Origin of the sequence: Ornithinimicrobium avium (genome assembly GCF_003351765.1) — a bacterium.
GTDB lineage: Bacteria > Actinomycetota > Actinomycetes > Actinomycetales > Dermatophilaceae > Ornithinicoccus > Ornithinicoccus avius.
In genome coordinates this window covers 2,519,593-2,538,420 of record NZ_CP031229.1, presented here as the reverse complement: position 1 = coordinate 2,538,420, position 18,828 = coordinate 2,519,593, and the positions used below count along the sequence as shown (strand labels likewise).

The following is an 18,828-nucleotide window of genomic DNA, read 5'->3' as shown; positions in this document are numbered from 1 at the left end:
GGTCAGTCCTCCACGGGGTCGAGGGTGAGGGTGCGCCCGGCCACGACGAGCTGGGCGAGGTCGGCGTGCCTGGCGACTGCGGCGTTCATCCGGCCGAGCCGGTCGCGGTAGTCCCGCGACAGCGCGTGCATCGGCACGATCCCCAGGCCCACCTCGTTGGTGACGACGACCACCTCGCCCTGGTACGCCGTGCCCCACCGCCCCAGCCCGTCCGCCTGCGCCACCACCGCCGCCTCGTCGTCGCCGCGGACCATGAGGTTGTTCAGCCACAGGGACAGGCAGTCGACGATCACCGACCGGCCGGGCGGGAGCTGGCCCACGGCGGCCACCACCTCCAGCGGCTCCTCCAGGGTGGTCCATCCTGCGGGGCGCTCGGCCCGGTGCCGGGCGATCCGGTCGGTCATCTCCTCGTCGCTGGCCCGCCCGGTGGCGACGAACACGACCGGCGCGCCGGAGCGCTCGGCGCGGCGCACCGCCAATGAGGACTTGCCGCTGCGCGCGCCCCCGGTCAGCAGGGTCAGGCTCATGCGTCTCTCCTTCGGGTGTGCGGTGCCGCCCGGCCCGCCCACCAGGCGGCGAGGCAGAGCGCGACGACGGTGAGCTCGGCGCGGTCGACGAGCTGGCGGGCGCGGGTGATGTCTCCCGCTCCGGGCCGAGGCCCGTCGCCGAGGCGGGGCCGGTCCTCCACCTGGTCGCCGTAGCGCAGCGGGCCGCCCAGCTCCACCGCCAGCGCCGCGGCGACCGCCGCCTCGGCGACGCCGGAGTTCGGTGAGGGGTGGGCCGGGGCGTCGCGGCGGACCAGCCGGACGAGATCCCCCGCCCGGCCCGGTGCGAGCACCCCCACCAGAGCGGCGAAGAGGCGGGCGGGCAGCCAGGCCATCGCGTCGTCGAGCCGGGCCGCGGCGGTGCCGAACCGGGCGTACCGCGCCGAGCGGTGCCCCACCATCGCGTCCATCGTGTTGACCGCACGGTGGACCAGCACGCCCGGCGCTCCGGCGACCAGTCCCCAGAAGGCCGGCGCGACCACGGCGTCCACGGTGTTCTCGGCGAGCGACTCCACGACCGCGGCGGCCACGCCGGAACCGTCCAGCCCCGAGGGGTCGCGGCCGACCAGGGAGGGCAGGGTCGCCCGGGCCGCAGCCAGGTCGTCCTGCAGCAGGTGCTCCTCGATCGTGCGGGAGGTGCGGCGCAGCATGCGACCGGCGGAGGCGACGGCGACGGCGAGCGCCACCGGGAGTGCTCCGCGGAGCACCTCCCGTCCTGCGGGGGCCAGGACCGCTCCGGCCCCGGCGACGAGGGCGACCCCGGCAGCCGCGCCGAGCCCGGCGCCGAGCCCGGCGTGGATCGCGCCCGCGGCACGGCTGTCGCGGTAGACGACCTTCTCGACCCGCCCCATCGCGGTGCCGAACCATGCCACGGGGTGCCACCGGTCCGGCGGCTCGCCGAGCGCACGGTCCAGGAGCAGCCCGGCCACGACGCCAAGGGCCCGCTGGCCCGTGGTGCCGAGCAGAGGAGCGCCGGCGCGGCTCACCACACCACGCCCAGCTCGCCCGGGTCGCCGTCGTCCGGCGGCCACGGATGCGCGGCCAGACCGGCCGCCACTGCCTCCCGGACCGCCCTGGCGATGTGTTCGCCCCACGGGGAACGGACACCGGCGAAGGCGACCGGCCCCTCCGGCCCCTCCTCGGAGAGAGCCGGCCCCTCCCCGGAGCGAGCTGGCCCCACCTCGGGGGCAGACGGTCGCCGGCCCGCAAGACCTGGGCAGGTCACCACGACCGCGTCGCTGGCGGTCCCGGTGCCGGGCACGCCGGCCTCGAGCAGCGCCTGGGCCTTGGCCTCGGTCGCGGTGCCCACCGCCTGCACCAGTGCACTGGTCGACAGCGGCACGGGCAGCGAGACGACGAGGTTGATCGTGCCGGGCGGGGGCGGCTGACGGTCGTCCGGGCCGCCCGCATGCAGTGCCACCTCCGACGGCTCAGCCCCTTCCGAGGACCCGGACCCCTCCGGCCGCACCGCCCACGTCGGGCGCGTCACCCCGACCGTCGCCCAGGCGAGCACCCCGCCGGACCGCGAGGCCTGCACCTGCGCGACGTCGGCGGCGGTGAGCAGCGCGCAGCCCTCGCCCTCCAGGCCGAGCGAGGCGGCCAGCTCGGCGACGTAGGCAGCCAGGTCGGTGCGTGCGAACCCCTTGTCCACCCCGACGTTCACGACCCACGCCGGACGGGTCAGTCCGCCGCCGACCGCGGCCGAGCTGAGCGCCGTGGGCGGGGTGGGAGGACGCCATACCAGGACACCGCGGTGAGCGGGGCCGGTCGGGAGGAGACCGGGTGCGGCCCGGACGAGGACGGGGTCGGGCAGCACGGTCACCAGCCGGGCTCCTCGCCCGGGGCGGCCGCCTCCGCGGCCAGGGCGAGCACCGCGTCGACGTCGAGGTGCCCCTCGACCCAGTCGGCGAGATGCTCGACGTGGTCCTCGACCGCCTGGCGGTAGGGCACCTCGGAGGGCTCGAACGTCCGCCGCCGCGCGGCCGCGACCTCCCACAGCAGGGCGTGGCGCAGCCGGTCGTTGTCGAGGACGCCGTGCAGACTGGTGCCCCGCACGCGCAGCCGTGACCTGGCGACGCAGCCCTCCTCCTCGGCCTCGCCCCAGGACTCCCAGGGGGCCAGCTCCAGCCACGGCTGGCCGCCGGTGCGGTGCGGCCGCCCGAACCGGATCTGGTAGCCCTCCACCGGAATGCCGGTCCGCAGCACCCTGCCTCCCGAGCGGGTGACCACCTTGGGCCGCTCGAAGGTCGTCTCGACCGGGAGCAGGCCCAGCCCCTCGACCGTGCCCGCGCCGGACTCGAGGTCGTCGTGGATGAGCTCGCCGAGCATCTGGTAGCCCCCGCAGATCCCCAGCACCCGGATCTTGCGGGACAGGTGCGGGATCGCCTCGGCCAGCCCGGTCCCGCGCAGCCACGCCAGGTCGGCGACGGTGGTGCGGGTGCCGGGCAGCACGACGAGGTCAGCGTCGCCGATGTCGGCAGGACGGGTGGCCCAGCGCAGCTCGACGCACGGCTCGAGCACGAGCGGGTCGAGGTCGGAGGGGTTGGACAGGTGCGGCAGGCGGACCACCGCCACCCGCACCGGGCGCTCGGCCGTCGCGGGGGAGACGGGCCGGCCGGGCGCGGAGAGGTCGAGCGAGTCCTCGATGCCGAGCATGAGGTGCTCTCCCAGGTGCGGCAGGACCCCGAGCACCGGCACGCCCGTGCGTGCCTCGAGGTCACGCAGGCCGTCCTCGAGCAGCCCGGCGTCGCCGCGGAAGCTGTTGACGACGAAGCCGCGCAGGTGCTGGCGCAGCCGTTCGGGCAGCAGCGCCCAGGTCCCGTACGCCGAGGCGAACGACCCCCCGCGGTCGATGTCCACGACCAGCACCGCGGGCAGCCCGGCGGCGGCGGCGAGAGGGAGGTTGACCACGTCGCGGTCCAGCAGGTTGATCTCGGCCGCGCCGCCGGCACCCTCGAGGACGACGACCTCGTGGTCGCGCCGCAGCGAGGTCAGCGCGTCGAGGACGACGGGGCGCACGCGCTCGACCCGGTCGCCGAAGTCCGCGGCCTCGTCGACGCCGACCTCCTCGCCCATCACGACCACGTGCGAGGTGTGCACGCCGGAGGGCTTGAGCAGGACCGGCCCCATCCGGCGGTCGAGCTCGGCCCGCGCGGCCACCGCCTGCATCGCCTGGGCCCGACCCAGCTCCCCGCCGTCGGAGGTGACCGCGGAGTGGTTGGACATGTTCTGCGCCTTGAACGGCGCGACGTCCACGCCGCGGCGCGCGAGGGCCCGGCACAGCGCGGTGACCACCGTGGACTTCCCGGCGCCGCTGGTCGTGCCCAGCACCATGACCGCGCCGGAGGGGCGCGGTGCGTCGTCAGTAGTCGATGCCACGGCGGGCGCGGATCCCTTTCTCGAAGGCGTGCTTGACGGGGACCATCTCGGTCACCGTATCGGCCACGTCCACGACCGCCTGCGGCATCTCGCGGCCGGTAAGGATGACGGAGACGGTCTCCGGTCGCGTCCGGAGGACCTCGACCACGTCGTCGACGTCGATCCAGCCCCAGTTCATCGGGTAGGAGACCTCGTCCAGCAGGACCATCGGGTGCTCGCTGCGCGCGACCAGCTCGCGCGTGAAGGCCCACGCGGCGACCGCCTTGGCCCTGCTCTCGTCGAGGTCGTCGGACTCCCACGAGAAGCCGTCACCGGCGACGAACCAGTCCACGCCGAGCCGGCGCAGCATGGCCTCCTCCCCGGTGCGCCACGTCCCGGACTTCACGAACTGCACGACCGCCGTCGGCCAGTCGCGCGCCCGGCTGCGCAGCAGCGTCCCGAACGCGGCGGTCGACTTGCCCTTGCCGTGCCCGGTGTTGACCAGCACCAGCGAGGGCGCCGAGCGCAGCGCGCGCCGGTCGTAGGGCCGTTCGGTGCGCGGCTCGTCGTGGTCGCGGGCGGGCTCAGCGGTGGTCACGAGACCTCCTGGTCGGGGGTGGGGGTCGGGCGTCGGTCGGCGAGGGAGACGGGACTGCCGGGGGTATGACGTGCGGCACGTGGCGCGGGCACCACCACCAGGTGGCCGTCCAGCTCGTGCACGCGCACGGGGTGGCCGTAGACCCGGGAGACCAGGTCCTCCTGGAGGACGTCGCAGGGTGCGCCGACGGCGGCCAGCGAGCCGCGGTCCAGCAGCGCCAGCCGGTCGGAGTAGCGCGCGGCGATCCCCAGGTCGTGCATGGCGGCGACGACCGTCAGCCCGTCCTCGTGGCGCAGCTCGTCGACGAGCTCGAGCACCTCGACCTGGTGGCCGACGTCGAGCGCGCTGGTGGGCTCGTCGAGGAGCAGGACCGGCGACTGCTGGGCGAGGGCCCGGGCGATGACGACCCGCTGCGCCTCGCCGCCGGAGAGCTGCAGGACCGGCCGGCCGGCGAACGAGGCCAGCCCCAGCCGGCGCAGGACGTCGGTGGCCACCCGTCGGTCGGCGGCCGACTCCTGGCGCAGCCAGCCCAGGTGCGCGGTGCGGCCGAGGAGGACGTACTCGACGACGGTCATCCCCGGCGGGAGCTCGGGGGACTGCGGCATGAGGGAGAGGTCGGTGGGGCCGGGCGGGCCGCCGTTGCCCAGCTCGACCGACCCGGTGCTGCGCACCAGCCCGACGAGCGCGCGCAGCAGGGTCGACTTGCCCGAGCCGTTGGGCCCGATGAGGCCGAGCCACTCGCCGGTGCGCAGCTCCAGGTCGGTGCCGCGCAGCACCTCGGTGCCGTCGTAGGCGACGCGCAGGTCGTGGATCCGCAGCGCGCTGGAGGGGGTGAGGGTGGGGATGCTCACGTGCCGTACCTCCCTCGCCAGAGGACCACGCAGAAGAACGGCGCGCCGACGAAGGCGGTGATGACCCCGACGGGCAGCTCGGCGGGCGCGGCCAGGGTGCGTGCGCCGATGTCGACGAAGGCCAGGAAGGCCGCCCCGACCAGCGCGGACAGCGGGATCAGCGCCCGATAGGAGTGGCCGACGAGCAGCCGCACCACGTGCGGGGTCACCAGGCCGACGAAGGCGATGAGCCCGCTGACCGACACCGCCGCCGCGGTGAGGAGGGTGGCGGCCACGACGATGACGAGCCGCGACCGGGCCGGGTGCAGCCCCAGCGAGCGCGCCTCGTCGTCGCCGAGCCGCAGCACGTCCAGGTGCCGCGCGTGCAGGAGCAGGACGACGCCCGCCACGGCGACGTAGGGCAGCAGCAGCACCACGGGGTGCCAGCCGTCCGTGGCCAGCCGCCCGAACAGCCAGGAGAGGACCTCCCGCGAGCGGGTCTGGTCCAGCTTCTGGATCGCGAAGGTCTGGGTGGCGGAGAACAGCGCGGCCATCGCCACCCCGGCGAGCAGCAGGGTGGCGGGGTCGCGGAACGAGCCTCGCGCCACCAGCACCGAGGCGGTCACCGCGACCAGCGCACCGAGGAAGGCGGCGGCCGGCAGCGCGTCCACCGGCCCCCAGGACAGGTCGAGCCCGAAGCCCAGCGCGAGCACGGCGCCGAGCCCGGCCCCCGCCGAGACGCCCAGGAGGTAGGGGTCTGCCAGCGGGTTGCGGAAGACGCCCTGGTAGCCGGCGCCGGCCATCGCCAGCGACCCGCCGACGAGCGCGGCCAGCACCGTGCGCGGCATCCGGATCTGCCACAGCACCGCCTGCTGCTGGTCGGTCAGCGTCTGGTGCAGGTGGAGGCCGGGCAGCGGGTCGAGCAGCGACCGGACCACCCCCTCGACCGGGAGCCCGGCCGCCCCCTGGGTGACGGACACCATACCGACGAGCAGGAGGACCGCCACGGCACCCAGGACGGCCGCGACCGGCAGCCGGAACGCGCGCTCGGCTGCGCGGTCCAGCTCGTCGGCCGGCCTGGGGGCGTGGGTGGTGCTCATCGGGTATGCCGTGCTGTCCGTCCGCGGTGCGGCGCCGCTCAGCGTCCGGCCGGGACGGCCGCCGCGGTCATCGCCTCGGCGACGACGGTGACGAGCTGCGGCAGGCGGGGTCCCCAGCGGGAGGCGATGTCGGAGGAGACGACGACGATGTTGTCGTTCCTGACCGCGTCGATCTGGTCCCAGCCGGGGCGGGCCGCGACGTCCTCAGGGGTGTAGCCGACGAGGTCCTGGATGACGATCAGCTGCGGGTTGGCCTCGATGATCGCCTCCTCGGTCAGCTGCGGGAAGCCCGAGCCCTCGGTGTCCCCCTCGTCGGCGATGTTGGTCGCACCCATCTGTGCGTAGACGGAGCCGATGAAGCTGTGGCTGCTCGCGGCGAAGAGGGTCTGGTCGACCTCGTGGTAGATCCGCAGGTCGAGGTCCGTGGGTGCCGCGGCGAAGGCCTCCTCCATCCCCTCACGCATCGTGGAGATCGCCTGGGCCGCGTCGTCGGCGTGCCCGGTGGCCAGGCCGAGCGCGGCCATGCCGTCGTAGCCGCCCTCGACGTCGGCCGGCGCGGCGTTGACGATCACCGGGACGTCGACCTGGCCCAGGGAGGCGACGATGTCGTTGATGTCGTTGGCGACGACGACCAGGTCGGGGTCGTAGGAGACGATCGCCTCGACGTTGGGCTCGTAGCCGGACAGGTCCGTGGTCGGCGCCTCCTCCGGGTAGGTCGACCACTCGTCCGCGGCGACGACCTGGTCGCCGGCGCCGACGGCGAAGAGGATCTCGGTGGCCGAGGCCGACAGCGAGACGATGCGCTCGGGACGTTGCTGGATCGTCACCTCGCCGGCGGGGGTGTCCACGGTGACGGGGAAGGCGTCGAGGGCTGCCTCGGTGTCCTCGGCGGTGGTGTCGCTGCTGTCGGTGGCGCCGCCGTCGGCGGCGGTGTCGTTGCTCGCGGCGTCCGGGGCGGCCGGGCCGCTGGTGCTGTCGGCGTCGCCGGTGTCGGTGGCGCAGCCGGTGAGGGCGAGCGCGAGGGCGGCGGCCAGCGCGGTCGCCTGGCGGAGGGTGCGGGGGTGCGTCATCTTCTTGTCGGTCTCCTGTCGGTCGAGGCTGGTGCTTCGCTCGAGCGACAGTCCGTCTGACGGTCCGCCGTCCGAACCGGCCCTTGGCTCCTCGAGGGCGTGTGGTGCGGATCATCGAGCAGCTCGACCGGACTTGGCAGCCTGCGGGGCTGCTCCACCGTTGCGGGTCAGTGCCGGATTTTCACCGGACTTCGCCTGCTCGATGTATACAGCATACACGCGAGCGTGGATGCTGTGGGAAGCCTAGCCCGGGTCGCGGAAGACGGTGCCCGGGGGCAGGCGGGGACGGAAGGGGTGACCGGCCGGGAAGGAGGCTGCCGAGGCGGTCAGAGTCGGGCGAGCGCGGCTTCCAGCCGCTCGAACCCCGGCGGTCCCGGGACCGCGATCCGAAAAGTCCCCGGGAGGCCGAAGCTCCTGCAGTCCCTGACCAGCACGCCGTGGGGTGCCAGCCGCTCGCGCAGGCGGGGTTCACGCACCAGCACCCACGGCGCGTCCGCTGCCGTCGCTGTCAGCCCGTGCCCGCGGAGCAGCCCAACGAGGTCGTCGCGGAGACGGGCGACGGCGTCCGTCCAGGTCGGCAGGTCGGCGGTGCCGAGCAGGTCGGGCAGGACGGCCAGGGCCAGGGTGCTCACCGACCAGTGCGCCTGACGCCGCGCGCAGCCGCGCACGACCTCCGGGTCGGCGAGGACGTAGCCGATCCGCAGGCCCGGGCAGTTGAAGGTCTTGGTCAGCGACCCGACGACCGTGACCTCCTCCCGGCCGGCGGTCCATAGCCCGGTCGCCAAGGCGTAGAACGCCTCGTCCCACACGTCGGCGGTCTCGCCCGGACCGGCGAGGACGCCGGTCGGGCTGTGCGGGTCCGTGCGCCACCGTGCACCCTCCGTCCCGCGCGGGTGCAGGCTGAACTCCGGCTCGCTGCGCACCCCTCCGCCCAGCACCTGGGTCACCAGGTGGATGGCCTCGCTGCCACCGTTGGTCAGCAGGAGCCGCTCTGCCTCGACCCCGAGGGCACGGGCCAGCTCGATCGTCGCGGGAGCAGGGTCGGGATAGCGGTACAGCGCATCGGCGTGCCGTTCCACCAGCGGCGCGACCGGAGGCGCGACGGGGTTCATGTTCTGCGAGAGGTCGAGCAGGTCCGCCGGGTCCAAGCCGAGGGCCGCCGCGACCGCGAGGCCGTCACCACCGTGCGCCCCGGCGGGTGGCACCACCGGTGCCGCGCCCGAAGATGCCAAGGAGGACAGACGCGCGGCTCGGCCCTGCTGCGTGTCGTCCTGCACCATGTCCTGCTCCTGGTCCGCGAGTCGGCTTGACCAGGCACAGGATAGACGGCATCCTGGATCCACGCAGTCCTGCCCCAGGAAGCTGGTCGGAACCCAGCACTGGCGCGCAACCGTGGACCGGGACACCGGTGAGTCGGACACTGGGCGGACGGCATCCCGATTTGAGTCGTCGCGCACACGGCCAGGGTCCGACACCCCCGTGTCAGGGTCCCCGCCGAGAAGGAGTGGGGATCGATGCAGGCAACCGCCTGGAGGGCCGGACGTCCGCTGCTGGAAGGGGGTATCGAGGAGCCGCCCGCGCTCGGGGGCCTGGTCCGTGACCGGCTGCGTGATGCCGTGATGAGCGGTGAGATCCCACCGGGCGCGAGGCTTCGGCAGGTGGCCCTGGCGAGGACCCTGGGGGTCAGCCGGATGCCGGTGCGGGACGCGATCTCGGCACTGGTGGCGGAGTCGCTCCTCGTCGAGTTGCCAGGGGGCGGTGTCGGGGTGCCCGTCCTCACCGCGGCTGACGTGCAGAGCCTGCTCTCGGTCAGGGAGGTTCTGGAGCGCCATGCCTTGCAGGCGCTCGTGGGTCATGCCCGGACCGGCGGACACTCCCCGGCCGTCGTCAGCCCCCCGGCGGAAACCGCCACGGCCGACGCCCACGTCCGGTTCCATCGCACGCTCTGCCAGGCGGCGGGAGATCGATATCTCACCTCGGCCCTGGCCACGGTATGGCCGTCCCTCGGACGTCTCATGCACGGCGCGGGGCGGCTTCCCGAGCACGTCGTGGCCCTAGACGCCACGCTGCACCGGCTCCTCCTGGTCGGTGACCGGCGCCGTGCCGCAACAGTGCTCGAGGAGCAGTTCGCCCTGGTGCGGCGTTGGCTGGACCTCGATGCTCGGGGCCCGCTGACGCTGCGCTGCGAGGAGGTCGGCTGAGCGTGGTGTCGACGGCGACGTCGGAGGACCTGCCGCACGTCCTTGTGTCCCGTACCTGGGTGACACCGGCCGTGGCCGAGCTCACGCTGCGGCCTGAGGGGCGACATCTCACCTTCGCTCCAGGGCAGTACGTCCTGGTCAGTGATGAGAACGACCGGTTTCCGGTCCGGTCCTACTCGGTCGCGAACGCCCCCGACCCTTCCGGGAGCATCAGGCTGCTCGTCACCAGGGTCGACAAAGGGCGGACCAGCCCGTGGCTCACGACAAGCATGCCGCTGGGGACCTCCGTGATGCTCTCGGGTCCGTACGGCACGTTCGTCGTGGACCCGAGGAGCGAGCGCCCGATCTTGTGCGTGGCCGGTGGATCCGGGCTGGCTCCGGTGCTCTCGCTCGCCGAGGCAGCCGTGCTTCGCGGGACGCCGCGCTCGTTCTCGGTCCTCTTCTCAGCGCGGTCCGAGGCCGACCTGATGTATGAGGATCGCTTCGCCTCGTGGCAGGCGGAGCAGCCAGGCTTTCGTTACGTGCGCACGCTCACCCGGGCCCCCGGCCCACCGCCGGTGGGACGAGTCGGTCTGGTCCTGCCCGAGATCGTGCCCGACCTGTCAGGACATGACGTCTTCGTCGCCGGAGCGCCCGGACTTGTCGCAACCGTGTGTCGGGTCGCCCAGGACCTCGGCTGCGTTCCCGGCGCCGTGCGCACCGAGGCGTTCTTCGCCGACCCTCAGGGTGCCGCTCCGGCCTGAGCGCCCCCAGCGGACGGAGAGGAGGGCCAGCCTAGGCTGGCCCCCTCCCCGCATCGGCACCGCCGGTCAGTAGACGGGGGTCTCGGTGTAGCTGCCGAAGATGTCGCGGAGCGCACCGGTGATCTCGCCCATCGACAGGTGAGCACGGACGGCCTCGATGGTGGCCGGCATGATGTTGACGTTCGGGTCCTTGGCCGCGCGCAGCAGCTCGGCGAGCGCGGCATCGGCCCGCGCGCGGTCGCGGTCGGCGCGGACCTGCTTGACGCGGGCGATCTGGCGCGCCTCGGACTCGGGATCGAGCTTGTGGATCTCGATCTTCTCGTCGGAGCCGTCGTCGACGTACTTGTTCACGCCGATGACGGGCCGGTCACCGCTGGCCTTGCGTTTGGCGTAGTCGTATGCGGAGTCGCTGATCTCGCGCTGGAAGAAGCCCTCGTCGATGGCCTTCTCGACGCCGCCCATGTCCTCGACCTGCTTCATGTAGCGGTCGATGCCCTTCTCCATCTCGTCGGTCAGCGCCTCGACGTAGTAGGAGCCGCCGAGGGGGTCGATGACGTTGGTGACGTTGGTCTCGTCGGCGATCACCTGCTGGGTCCGCAGCGCGATCTTCATCGCCATCTCGCTGGGGATCGTGTATGCCTCGTCCAGACCGTTGGTGTGGAGGGACTGTGCCCCGCCCAGCACCGCGGAAAGGGCCTGCAGCGCGGTCCGGATGATGTTGACGTTCGGCTGTGGCTTGGTGAGCGTGGCTGCCGCGGTCTGGGCGTGGAAGCGCATGCGCATGGACGCCGGGTTCTTGGCGCCGAACCGCTCCTTCATCATCTTGGCGTAGTAGCGGCGCACGGCTCGGAACTTCGCGACCTCCTCGAAAAGGTCTGCCTGGCTGACGAAGAAGAAGGAGAGGCGTGGAGCGAAGTCGTCCACGTCGACACCGCTGGCGGTGACGTGCTCGACGTAGGCGGCGGTGTCGGCCATCGTGAACGCGATCTCCTGCAGAGCGTTCCCGCCGGCCTCGGAGATGTGGTAGCCGCTGATGTTGATGGGGTTGTACCTGGCCATGTGCTCGGCGCAGTAGACCACGCAGTCCCGCACCAGACGCATGCTCGGGCTGACGGGGAAGATCCACTCCTTCTGTGCGATGTACTCCTTCAGGATGTCGTTCTGGATCGTGCCCGACAGCTTGTTCAGGTCCATGCCGCGGTCCTCGGCGACTGCCACGTACATGGCCAGCAGGATCCAGGCGGAGGGGTTGATGGTCATCGACACCGAGATGTTCTCCAGGTCGATCTCGTCGAACAACGCAGCCATGTCGGGCAGGACGTCGACGGCCACTCCCTCGCGACCGACCTCACCCAGGCTCATCGAGTGGTCGCTGTCCAGGCCCATGAGGGTGGGCATGTCGAAGTCGATCGACAGACCCGTCTGTCCCTGCGCGATCAGGTACTGGAAGCGCTTGTTGGTCTCCTCGGCCTGACCGAAGCCGGCGATCTGCCGCATGGTCCAGGGCCGGCCGCGGTACATGGTCGGGTACGGCCCACGGGTGAACGGGAACTGTCCTGGGAGCCCGATCTCGTCGTACGTGGCGGGCAGGTGAGCGGGCGTGTAGACCCGCTCCACCTCGGTGCCGCTGCCGGAGACGTAGCGCTCCTTGGACTCCGGGGCGCGGGCGAGGAACGAGGCGAGCTCGTCGCCCTCCCATGCCTGCAGCCGTGCGTTCACGTCCTGGACGAGGTCCTCGCTCGCGAGCGGGTTCTGCTGGGTCATGACTAACCTTCCTTCGGGTTCGTGGCGGGGTCGGGCGTGGTGGCCTCGTGGTGGCCGAGAAGCGTGCGGGCAGCGGTCAGCGGGTCTGTGCGCCGCTGGGCCACCTCGTCGACAGCAGCGTCGAATTCGGGCACGCCGGGGCGCAGGTCCCGCAGGGCGGTCTCCTCGGCGGCCCACCGGACGCGGGTCGCGGACAGCCGATGGACGTGCTCGTCCAGGACCCCGTGCTCACGCATCCAGCCCAGGTGCTTGTCGAGCTCGGCGATCAGCTCGACGACGCCCTCCTGGCGGGTCGCGGACGTCTTCTGCACGGGGACGTTCCACTGAAAGGCCTTGCGGCGGGACAGGCGGAGCATGTCGCGCAGCTCGGAGACGGTCCGGTCGGCTCCGGGGGAGTCGGCCTTGTTGACGACGTGCACGTCGGCGACCTCGAGCAGGCCGGCCTTGATGGCCTGGATCGCGTCGCCGGCGCCCGGGATGCTGACGACCACGGTGGAGTGGGCCACGCCCATGATGTCGACCTCTACCTGCCCGACGCCGACGGTCTCGAGCAGGATGACGTCCTTGCCTGCTGCGTCGAGCACGGACAGACCGTCCACCACGGCACGGGAAAGACCGCCCAGGGCGCCGCGCGTGGCGAGCGAGCGGATGTACACGTCGGGGTCTCCGGACAGTTCGTTCATCCTGATCCGGTCACCCAGGATCGCGCCGCCGGAGTAGGCGCTGGACGGGTCGACGGCCAGGATCCCGACCGATCGGCCCTGCCGGCGGTACTCGACCGCCAGCGCCGAGACCAGGGTGCTCTTCCCGCTCCCGGGCGGCCCGGTGATCCCGACCACGTGGGCCGTGCCGGTGTGCTCGTGGAGGGCGGCGATCTCCTCGGCCACGCCCGGGGCGCGGCGCTCGATCCGGGTCAGGAGACGTGCGATGCCTCCCTGGTCGCCGGCCAGGACACGCTCTACGAGGGTGGCCGTCATGAGGCACCGCCGTTCTTGCGCAGGCCGTCGAGGAGGGTGCGGTCGTCGACCACCCGCCGGGCCTTGAAGTCGGTGCGGGGGAAGGTCCCCGGGCTGGTCGGTACCACGAGGGCTCCCACCCCCAGGACGGTGCGCAGGTCGGTCTCGACCCTGGCGCGCCACTCCTCGACCGGGGTGCCGCACGCGGCGGGGTCGAACTCCACCTGGACCACGAGCTCGTCCATCGAGCCATCGCGGGTGATGACGATGCGGTGCTCACCGCCATAGCCGGGAGCCCCCATGACGACGTCGTCGATCGCCGAGGGATAGATGTTCTCGCCGCGCACGACGAACATGTCGTCGATACGTCCGTAGATCCCTCGCGGCAGGAACGGATAGGTCCTGCCCCGGGACGCGTCGGGCGCCTCCCAGCGGGTGAGGTCGTTGGACAGCAGGCGGATCATCGGCTGGCTGACCCGCTCGAGGGTGGTATAGACCGGGGTCCCCTCCTGGCCGTACGGGACGCGGCGGTAGTCCTGCGGGTCGCAGACCTCCGTGTAGACCAGGTCCTGCCAGCAGAACATACCCGGAGCGTCGAGCGCCGAGCCCAGAGCCATCCACGGGCTCACCTCCGCCATCGACCCGGAGTCGTAGACCTCGGCGTCGAAGGCGGCCACGATCTTGTCGCGGACCGCCGGCACGCTGGCGCCAGGCTCCCCGAGAAGAACAGCTTGCGCAGCCCCAGCGAGCGCGGGTCGATGCCGTTCTCCCGTGCGACCTCGGCCAGCCGCAGCGCATAGCTGGGTGTGCCGTAGAACACGGTGACCCGCATCTGCTGCATCCAGTTGATCGTGCGCAGGGACTGCCCGGCCACGCCAGCACCGAAGGGGAACACGGTCGCACCCAGGCGCTCGGCGCCGATGTAAGCGCCCCACGACCCCCAGTAGAGGGCCAGCGGCGAGCCGATCAGGACGGTGTCGCTGGGCCTGATGCCCATGGCCCACATGACCCGGGCGTGCGCGTTGGCGATGGCCTCCCAGTCGGGTTGGCTGATGCCGAAGGCTGTCGGGCGCCCGGTGGTGCCGGAGGTCCCGTTGATGTGCCGCACCTGGTCGGGGCGCACGCTGAGGTAGCTGCCGAACGGCTCGTGCCGGGCCTGGTCCTCCCGCAGCTCCGCCTTGGTCACCACGGGGACGCGACCAAAGTCCTCCAGGCTCCGCACGTCCTCAGGCTCCAGCCCGGCAGCGGACCACTTCGCCCGGTAGAACGGCGCGTTCTCCCAGGCGTAGGCCATGACCTGCTGGATGCGGGCCAGGATGTGCTCGTCGCGCAGCTCGGGGTCCATCGTCTCCCGGACGGGGAACCAGTGCTGCGACGTCTCGTCGGGGCGGTAGGTGGCGTCATAGCGCGGCGGCCAGTTCCACTCCTCCATGGTGCTCACCGGGCGGCGTTCTCGGGCGCGACGCGGGTCACCGTCTCCACGATCGTCTCGGGGGTGGTGTCCTGGCCCAGGACGGCGGCCACCCCGCGCTGGCGCAGCTCCTCCTCGTCCTCCTCCGGCATCACGCCACCGGCGACGAGGGTGAAGCGAGGTGCGCTCGGGAGCTCCTCGATGAGCTGAAAGATCCGACCGAAGATTGGCATGTGGGCACCGGACAGCAGGCTGACCCCGAGAACGTCGACGTCCTCCTGCACCGCTGCCTCGACGACCTGCTCGGGCGTCCGGTGCAGACCGGTGTAGATGACCTCCATACCGGCGTCGCGCAGCGTTCGGGCGACCACCTTGACGCCGCGGTCGTGGCCGTCCAGGCCGATCTTGGCCAGCATCACGCGCAGGGGGACGGGGGTCTCGGAGCTCATGAGGGCTGCCTTTCTGTCATGGGGGTGGGTCCTGGTTCGACCGGGCTGGGGTTGCCCGTTGACCGGGACGCGGTACGCGGTCTATGTTGACTGCATACTGGATACACTAGCAACGACTCCGAGGAAGTGGAACCCCCATGGCACGTGAGCGAGCAGCGGCGGACGAGCCGCAGGCCCAGGGCACGGAGGCGCAGCCCGTCTTCAGCACCCAGTCCGGAGTACCAATCCAGGAGCGCTACGGTCCAGAGGCGTTGCAGGGCTGGGACCCCGCGCGGCAGCTCGGGGAGGCAGGCTCCTTCCCCTACACCCGCGGCCCCTACCCCACGATGTACCGCTCGCGGCTCTGGACCCACCGTCAGGTCGTCGGACTCGGCACCGCGCAAGAGACCAACGAGCGCAACAAGTACGTCATCGAGCACGGCCAGACAGGTCTGTCGAACGACTACGACGTTCCCACCCTGATCGGGCTCGACTCGGACGACGAGCGCGCCCGCGGGGAGGTGGGCCGCAGCGGGGTGGCGATCGACACGCTGCGCGACATGTACGACGTGTTCGACGGCATCGACCTGGAGAACATCAGTGTCTCGATGACCATCAACCACCCGGCCTTCATCCTGGTCGCGCAGTACATCGCAGCGGCACAGCAGCGGGGATTTCGGCTCGACCGGCTGGCCGGCACCGTGCAAAACGACCCGCTGAAGGACTTCTACGCGCAGAAGACCTACCGGTTCTCGCCACGCCCCTCAGTGCGGCTGGCTGCGGACCTCATCGAGCACTGCGCCCAGCACATGCCGCGGTGGAACGGCATCTCGCTCAACGGCTACAACATCCGCGAGGCGGGCTCGACCGCTGACCAGGAGCTCGCGTTCACCTTCGCTCACGCGATCGCCTACATCGAGGAGCTGCTGGGGCGCGGCCTGCCGATCGACTCCTTCGTCTCGCGCTTCTCCTTCATCTTCAACGTGCACAACGACTTCCTGGAGGAGATCGCCAAGCTGCGCGCCGCACGACGGATGTGGGCCAGGCTGCTGACCGAGCGCTTCGGGGCCCGACCCGAGTCGGTCAAGCTGCGGATGCACGTCCAGACCGGCGGGAGCACGATGACCTACCAGCAGCCCGAGGTCAACCTGATCCGCGGCGCCCTGCAGTCGATGGCCGGTGCTCTCGGTGGTGTCCAGTCGATGGCGGTCTCCTGCTTCGACGAGGCCTACTCCATCCCCTCGCAGCGCGCCCAGAGGCTTTCGCTGCGGACACAGCAGGTCGTCGGGTTCGAGTCGGGCGTCACCAAGGTCGTGGACCCCTTCGCAGGCTCGTACTACGTCGAGAGCCTGACCGACGAGACGGAGCGGCGGGCCGACGAGTGGCTCGCCCGGGTGGACGAGCAGGGCGGCGCGATCGCAGCGGTCGAGAACGGATGGTTCGAGAGGGTCATCTCCGACACCGCCCACCGACAGCACCTCGAGGTGGCCAGCGGCGAGCGGGTCATCGTGGGGGTGAACTCCTTCGAGGAGTCCGAGGAGTCCGAGATCGAGACTTTCCGCGTCGGCCCCGGCTCGGAGGCCGCTCAGCTGGAGCGCCTCAAGGAGGTCAGGGCCACCCGTGACGACCGCGAGGTGCAGCGTCTTCTGGACGTGGTCCAGGAGACCGCCGCCGCCGGGAAGAACCTCATGCCGGCCGTCATCGACGCGGTCAGCGCCTATGCCACCCAGGGCGAGATCACCGACCGGGTGCTCGCCGTCGACGGCGAGTACGTCGCCCCCGCCATCTACTGAGGAGCCACGACCATGATTCGAGTACTTCTTGCCAAGCCGGGCATCGACGGCCACGACGTCGGGGTCAAGATCGTGGCCAGAGCCTTGCGCGACGCCGGCATGGAGGTCATCTACACCGGCCTGCGGACGACCATCCCGGACGTGGCGCGCACCGCGATCCAGGAGGACGTCGACGCGATCGGCATCTCCAACCTGTCGGCCCAGAACGTCACCATGATGAGTCAGCTGCAGGAGCTGCTGATCGAGCTCGGAGGTGACGACATCCTGCTCGTCACGGGCGGGAGCCTGCTGCCGGAGGACATCCGCGCCCTGAACGACATGGGCATCGAGGGTGTCTTCCCTCCGGGGACGGCCAACGAGGACTTCATCACCTTCATCCGTCAGCACGTTCGCACCCGGGAGGGAACCGAGGCATGAGTCCCGACAAGACCACCTGGACCCTGACCAGGACGCTCCGGGACCAGGTCGCGCGTCGGGCGGAGCAGGACTTCCTGCGTCACGAGGACGGGCGGAGCTACACCTACGGTCAGACGCTGGTCGAGGCGTCGCGGGTCGCCGGAGGGTTGCGGCAGCTCGGCGTGGACCGGGGCGACCGGGTCGTCCTCATGATGGACAACGCTCCGGAGCTGGTCCTGGCCTGGTTCGGTGTCAACCTTCTCGGTGCCGTCGAGGTGCCGATCAACACCGCGAACCGTGGGGCGGCCCTCGTGCACGTGCTGAACAACTGTGGTGCCGCTGTCGCGGTGGTCGACGAGCACCTGCTGCCAGTCGTGGCCGAGGTCAGGGACCAGCTGGAGCATCTTCAGGTCGTCGTCACCCGTTCCGGACGCTCCGATCTTGCTGGCACGCGCGCGATGTCGTGGGCCGAGCTCTGCTCGGCGGACGCGCTGACAGACCACGTCGAGGTGGACTACCGAGAGGTGGGCGCCATCATGTACACCTCCGGCACGACAGGGCCGGCCAAGGGCGTCCTCATGCCTCAGGCGCACATGTACCACTTCGCCAAACAGGTCGTGCAGCAGCTGCGTCTGGACGAGGAGGACACCTTCTTCGTCTGCCTCCCGCTCTTCCACGCCAACGCCCAGCTGATGCAGGTGTACGCCACACTCATCGCAGGCGGCACCGTCGCCCTGGTGGGCCGCTTCTCGGCGACCGAGTGGGTGGCGCAGATCCGGCGGACGGGAGCCACGGCGAGCAGCCTCCTGGGCGTGATGGCGCAGTTCATCCACGCCCAGGACGCGACACCCGCGGACGACGACCATCGCCTGACCCGGATGGTCACGATCCCCCTGCCACGCGGTATCGCGGACTCGTTCGAGAAGCGTTTCGGCGTCCGCTGCGTCGAGGCTTACGGTATGACCGAGATCTGCCTGCCCCTGTACCGACCCATCGACGAACCTCTCCGCCCGGGGTCGTGCGGCCGCGTCCTGGAGGACGAGTTCGAGGTCCGTGTCGTGGACCCGGACACCGATGAGCCGCTGCCCGCTGGGCAGGTCGGCGAGATGGTGGTCCGCCCGCTGATCCCCTACACGACCTTCGCGGGCTACCACCAGATGCCCGAACGCACCGTGGAGGCGTGGCGCAACCTGTGGTTCCACACCGGAGACTCGGGGTCCTACGACGAAGACGGGTACTTCTACTTCGCCGACCGCACGCACGACCGGATCCGGCGACGCGGGGAGAACATCACCACCTACGACATCGAGCTCGCCCTGCAGAGCTTCCCCGGCGTCAGAGAGGCTGCCGTGGTGGCCGTCCCTGCCGACGAGGGGGAGGACGAGATCAAGGCGTTCCTCGTGACGGAGGGGACGGTCGATCGGCGCGCCCTGGTGCACCACTGCGCAGCCCAGCTGCCCTACTTCAGCGTGCCGCGCTTCGTCGAAGAGGTCGACGAGCTGCCGAAGACCGCCAATGCCAAGATCCTGAAGCGCGAGCTGCGTGATCGGAAGCCGGTCGCGGAGTGGGACCGTGTCGCTGCCGGGATGAGGGTCACCAAGCACGGCGTCGTCGAGCAGGGCGTATGACGGCTCTC

19 protein-coding genes and 1 riboswitch are annotated in these 18,828 nt (G+C 71.6%); of the genes, 5 read left to right on the top strand and 14 right to left on the bottom strand.

Translation table 11 applies throughout. The features are described from left to right. Window positions 1-2: 2 nt before the first annotated feature. The 9 genes from cobU to DV701_RS11590 form a co-directional block, all read right to left on the bottom strand. Window positions 3-527 (bottom strand): bifunctional adenosylcobinamide kinase/adenosylcobinamide-phosphate guanylyltransferase, encoded by a 525-nt coding sequence (gene cobU, locus DV701_RS11630; RefSeq protein ID WP_114928450.1) that lies wholly within the window; start codon window positions 525-527, stop codon window positions 3-5. Beyond that, window positions 524-1,531: an adenosylcobinamide-phosphate synthase CbiB gene (cbiB, locus tag DV701_RS11625; RefSeq protein WP_228254993.1), complete on the bottom strand. Its 1,008-nt coding sequence runs from the start codon at window positions 1,529-1,531 to the stop codon at window positions 524-526. Before cbiB ends, cobU begins: the two co-directional genes overlap by 4 nt. After that, window positions 1,528-2,367, bottom strand: a complete 840-nt coding sequence (locus DV701_RS11620; RefSeq protein WP_202863519.1) for an adenosylcobinamide amidohydrolase — start codon at window positions 2,365-2,367, stop codon at window positions 1,528-1,530. The genes cbiB and DV701_RS11620 overlap by 4 nt, the downstream gene beginning before the upstream one ends. Next, window positions 2,364-3,923, bottom strand: coding sequence for a cobyric acid synthase (locus tag DV701_RS11615; RefSeq protein ID WP_202863518.1), 1,560 nt, complete (start codon window positions 3,921-3,923; stop codon window positions 2,364-2,366). The genes DV701_RS11620 and DV701_RS11615 overlap by 4 nt, the downstream gene beginning before the upstream one ends. Further along, on the bottom strand, window positions 3,907-4,500 hold the full coding sequence (cobO, locus tag DV701_RS11610; protein ID WP_114928446.1) for a cob(I)yrinic acid a,c-diamide adenosyltransferase: 594 nt from the start codon (window positions 4,498-4,500) through the stop codon (window positions 3,907-3,909). The genes DV701_RS11615 and cobO overlap by 17 nt, the downstream gene beginning before the upstream one ends. Next, on the bottom strand, window positions 4,497-5,351 hold the full coding sequence (locus tag DV701_RS11605; RefSeq protein WP_114928444.1) for an ABC transporter ATP-binding protein: 855 nt from the start codon (window positions 5,349-5,351) through the stop codon (window positions 4,497-4,499). The genes cobO and DV701_RS11605 overlap by 4 nt, the downstream gene beginning before the upstream one ends. Next, window positions 5,348-6,430, bottom strand: a complete 1,083-nt coding sequence (locus DV701_RS11600) for a FecCD family ABC transporter permease (RefSeq protein ID WP_114928442.1) — start codon at window positions 6,428-6,430, stop codon at window positions 5,348-5,350. Before DV701_RS11600 ends, DV701_RS11605 begins: the two co-directional genes overlap by 4 nt. Before the next feature lie 38 nt (window positions 6,431-6,468). Then, complete coding sequence (locus tag DV701_RS11595; protein ID WP_114928440.1) at window positions 6,469-7,500, bottom strand: ABC transporter substrate-binding protein; 1,032 nt, start codon at window positions 7,498-7,500, stop codon at window positions 6,469-6,471. 68 nt (window positions 7,501-7,568) lie between these two features. Beyond that, window positions 7,569-7,720, bottom strand: a riboswitch (adenosylcobalamin (AdoCbl) riboswitch). A gap of 106 nt (window positions 7,721-7,826) precedes the next feature. Next, on the bottom strand, window positions 7,827-8,780 hold the full coding sequence (locus DV701_RS11590) for an aminotransferase class I/II-fold pyridoxal phosphate-dependent enzyme (RefSeq protein WP_114928439.1): 954 nt from the start codon (window positions 8,778-8,780) through the stop codon (window positions 7,827-7,829). A 234-nt stretch (window positions 8,781-9,014) separates the two neighbouring features. On the opposite strand from DV701_RS11590, the gene DV701_RS11585 reads away from it, so the two are divergent. Both DV701_RS11585 and DV701_RS11580 read left to right on the top strand, forming a co-directional pair. Then, window positions 9,015-9,701 carry a GntR family transcriptional regulator gene (locus DV701_RS11585; RefSeq protein WP_114928438.1) on the top strand — a complete coding sequence of 229 codons (687 nt, stop codon included), beginning with the start codon at window positions 9,015-9,017 and terminating at the stop codon, window positions 9,699-9,701. Between the two features lie 59 nt (window positions 9,702-9,760). Further along, window positions 9,761-10,444 (top strand): FAD-binding oxidoreductase, encoded by a 684-nt coding sequence (locus DV701_RS11580; protein WP_162802993.1) that lies wholly within the window; start codon window positions 9,761-9,763, stop codon window positions 10,442-10,444. Window positions 10,445-10,510: 66 nt separating this feature from the next. Here the strand turns inward: DV701_RS11580 and DV701_RS11575 are convergent, their stop codons facing one another. Genes DV701_RS11575 through DV701_RS11560 form a run of 5 tightly spaced genes read right to left on the bottom strand, consistent with a single transcriptional unit; the run spans window position 10,511 to window position 15,024 of the window. After that, a complete protein-coding gene (locus tag DV701_RS11575; RefSeq protein ID WP_114928436.1) occupies window positions 10,511-12,208 on the bottom strand; it encodes a methylmalonyl-CoA mutase family protein in 1,698 nt (565 codons plus the stop codon). Window positions 12,209-12,210: 2 nt separating this feature from the next. Continuing rightward, window positions 12,211-13,185, bottom strand: a complete 975-nt coding sequence (gene meaB, locus DV701_RS11570) for a methylmalonyl Co-A mutase-associated GTPase MeaB (RefSeq protein WP_114928435.1) — start codon at window positions 13,183-13,185, stop codon at window positions 12,211-12,213. Then, entirely contained in the window at window positions 13,182-13,865 is a 684-nt protein-coding gene (locus DV701_RS18485) for a phenylacetate--CoA ligase family protein (RefSeq protein WP_202863517.1), read from the bottom strand. The genes meaB and DV701_RS18485 overlap by 4 nt, the downstream gene beginning before the upstream one ends. Then, window positions 13,790-14,596: a phenylacetate--CoA ligase family protein gene (locus DV701_RS18480; protein ID WP_324616627.1), complete on the bottom strand. Its 807-nt coding sequence runs from the start codon at window positions 14,594-14,596 to the stop codon at window positions 13,790-13,792. The genes DV701_RS18485 and DV701_RS18480 overlap by 76 nt, the downstream gene beginning before the upstream one ends. Before the next feature lie 5 nt (window positions 14,597-14,601). Continuing rightward, on the bottom strand, window positions 14,602-15,024 hold the full coding sequence (locus DV701_RS11560; RefSeq protein ID WP_114928434.1) for a cobalamin B12-binding domain-containing protein: 423 nt from the start codon (window positions 15,022-15,024) through the stop codon (window positions 14,602-14,604). Window positions 15,025-15,161: 137 nt separating this feature from the next. Between DV701_RS11560 and DV701_RS11555 the strand changes: the two genes are divergently transcribed. Genes DV701_RS11555 through DV701_RS11545 form a run of 3 tightly spaced genes read left to right on the top strand, consistent with a single transcriptional unit; the run spans window position 15,162 to window position 18,820 of the window. Beyond that, entirely contained in the window at window positions 15,162-16,796 is a 1,635-nt protein-coding gene (locus tag DV701_RS11555; RefSeq protein WP_114928433.1) for an acyl-CoA mutase large subunit family protein, read from the top strand. Window positions 16,797-16,808: 12 nt separating this feature from the next. Continuing rightward, entirely contained in the window at window positions 16,809-17,213 is a 405-nt protein-coding gene (locus DV701_RS11550; protein ID WP_114928432.1) for a cobalamin B12-binding domain-containing protein, read from the top strand. Further along, window positions 17,210-18,820, top strand: coding sequence for an AMP-binding protein (locus tag DV701_RS11545; protein WP_114928431.1), 1,611 nt, complete (start codon window positions 17,210-17,212; stop codon window positions 18,818-18,820). The genes DV701_RS11550 and DV701_RS11545 overlap by 4 nt, the downstream gene beginning before the upstream one ends. The last annotated feature ends 8 nt before the right edge of the window (window positions 18,821-18,828 follow it).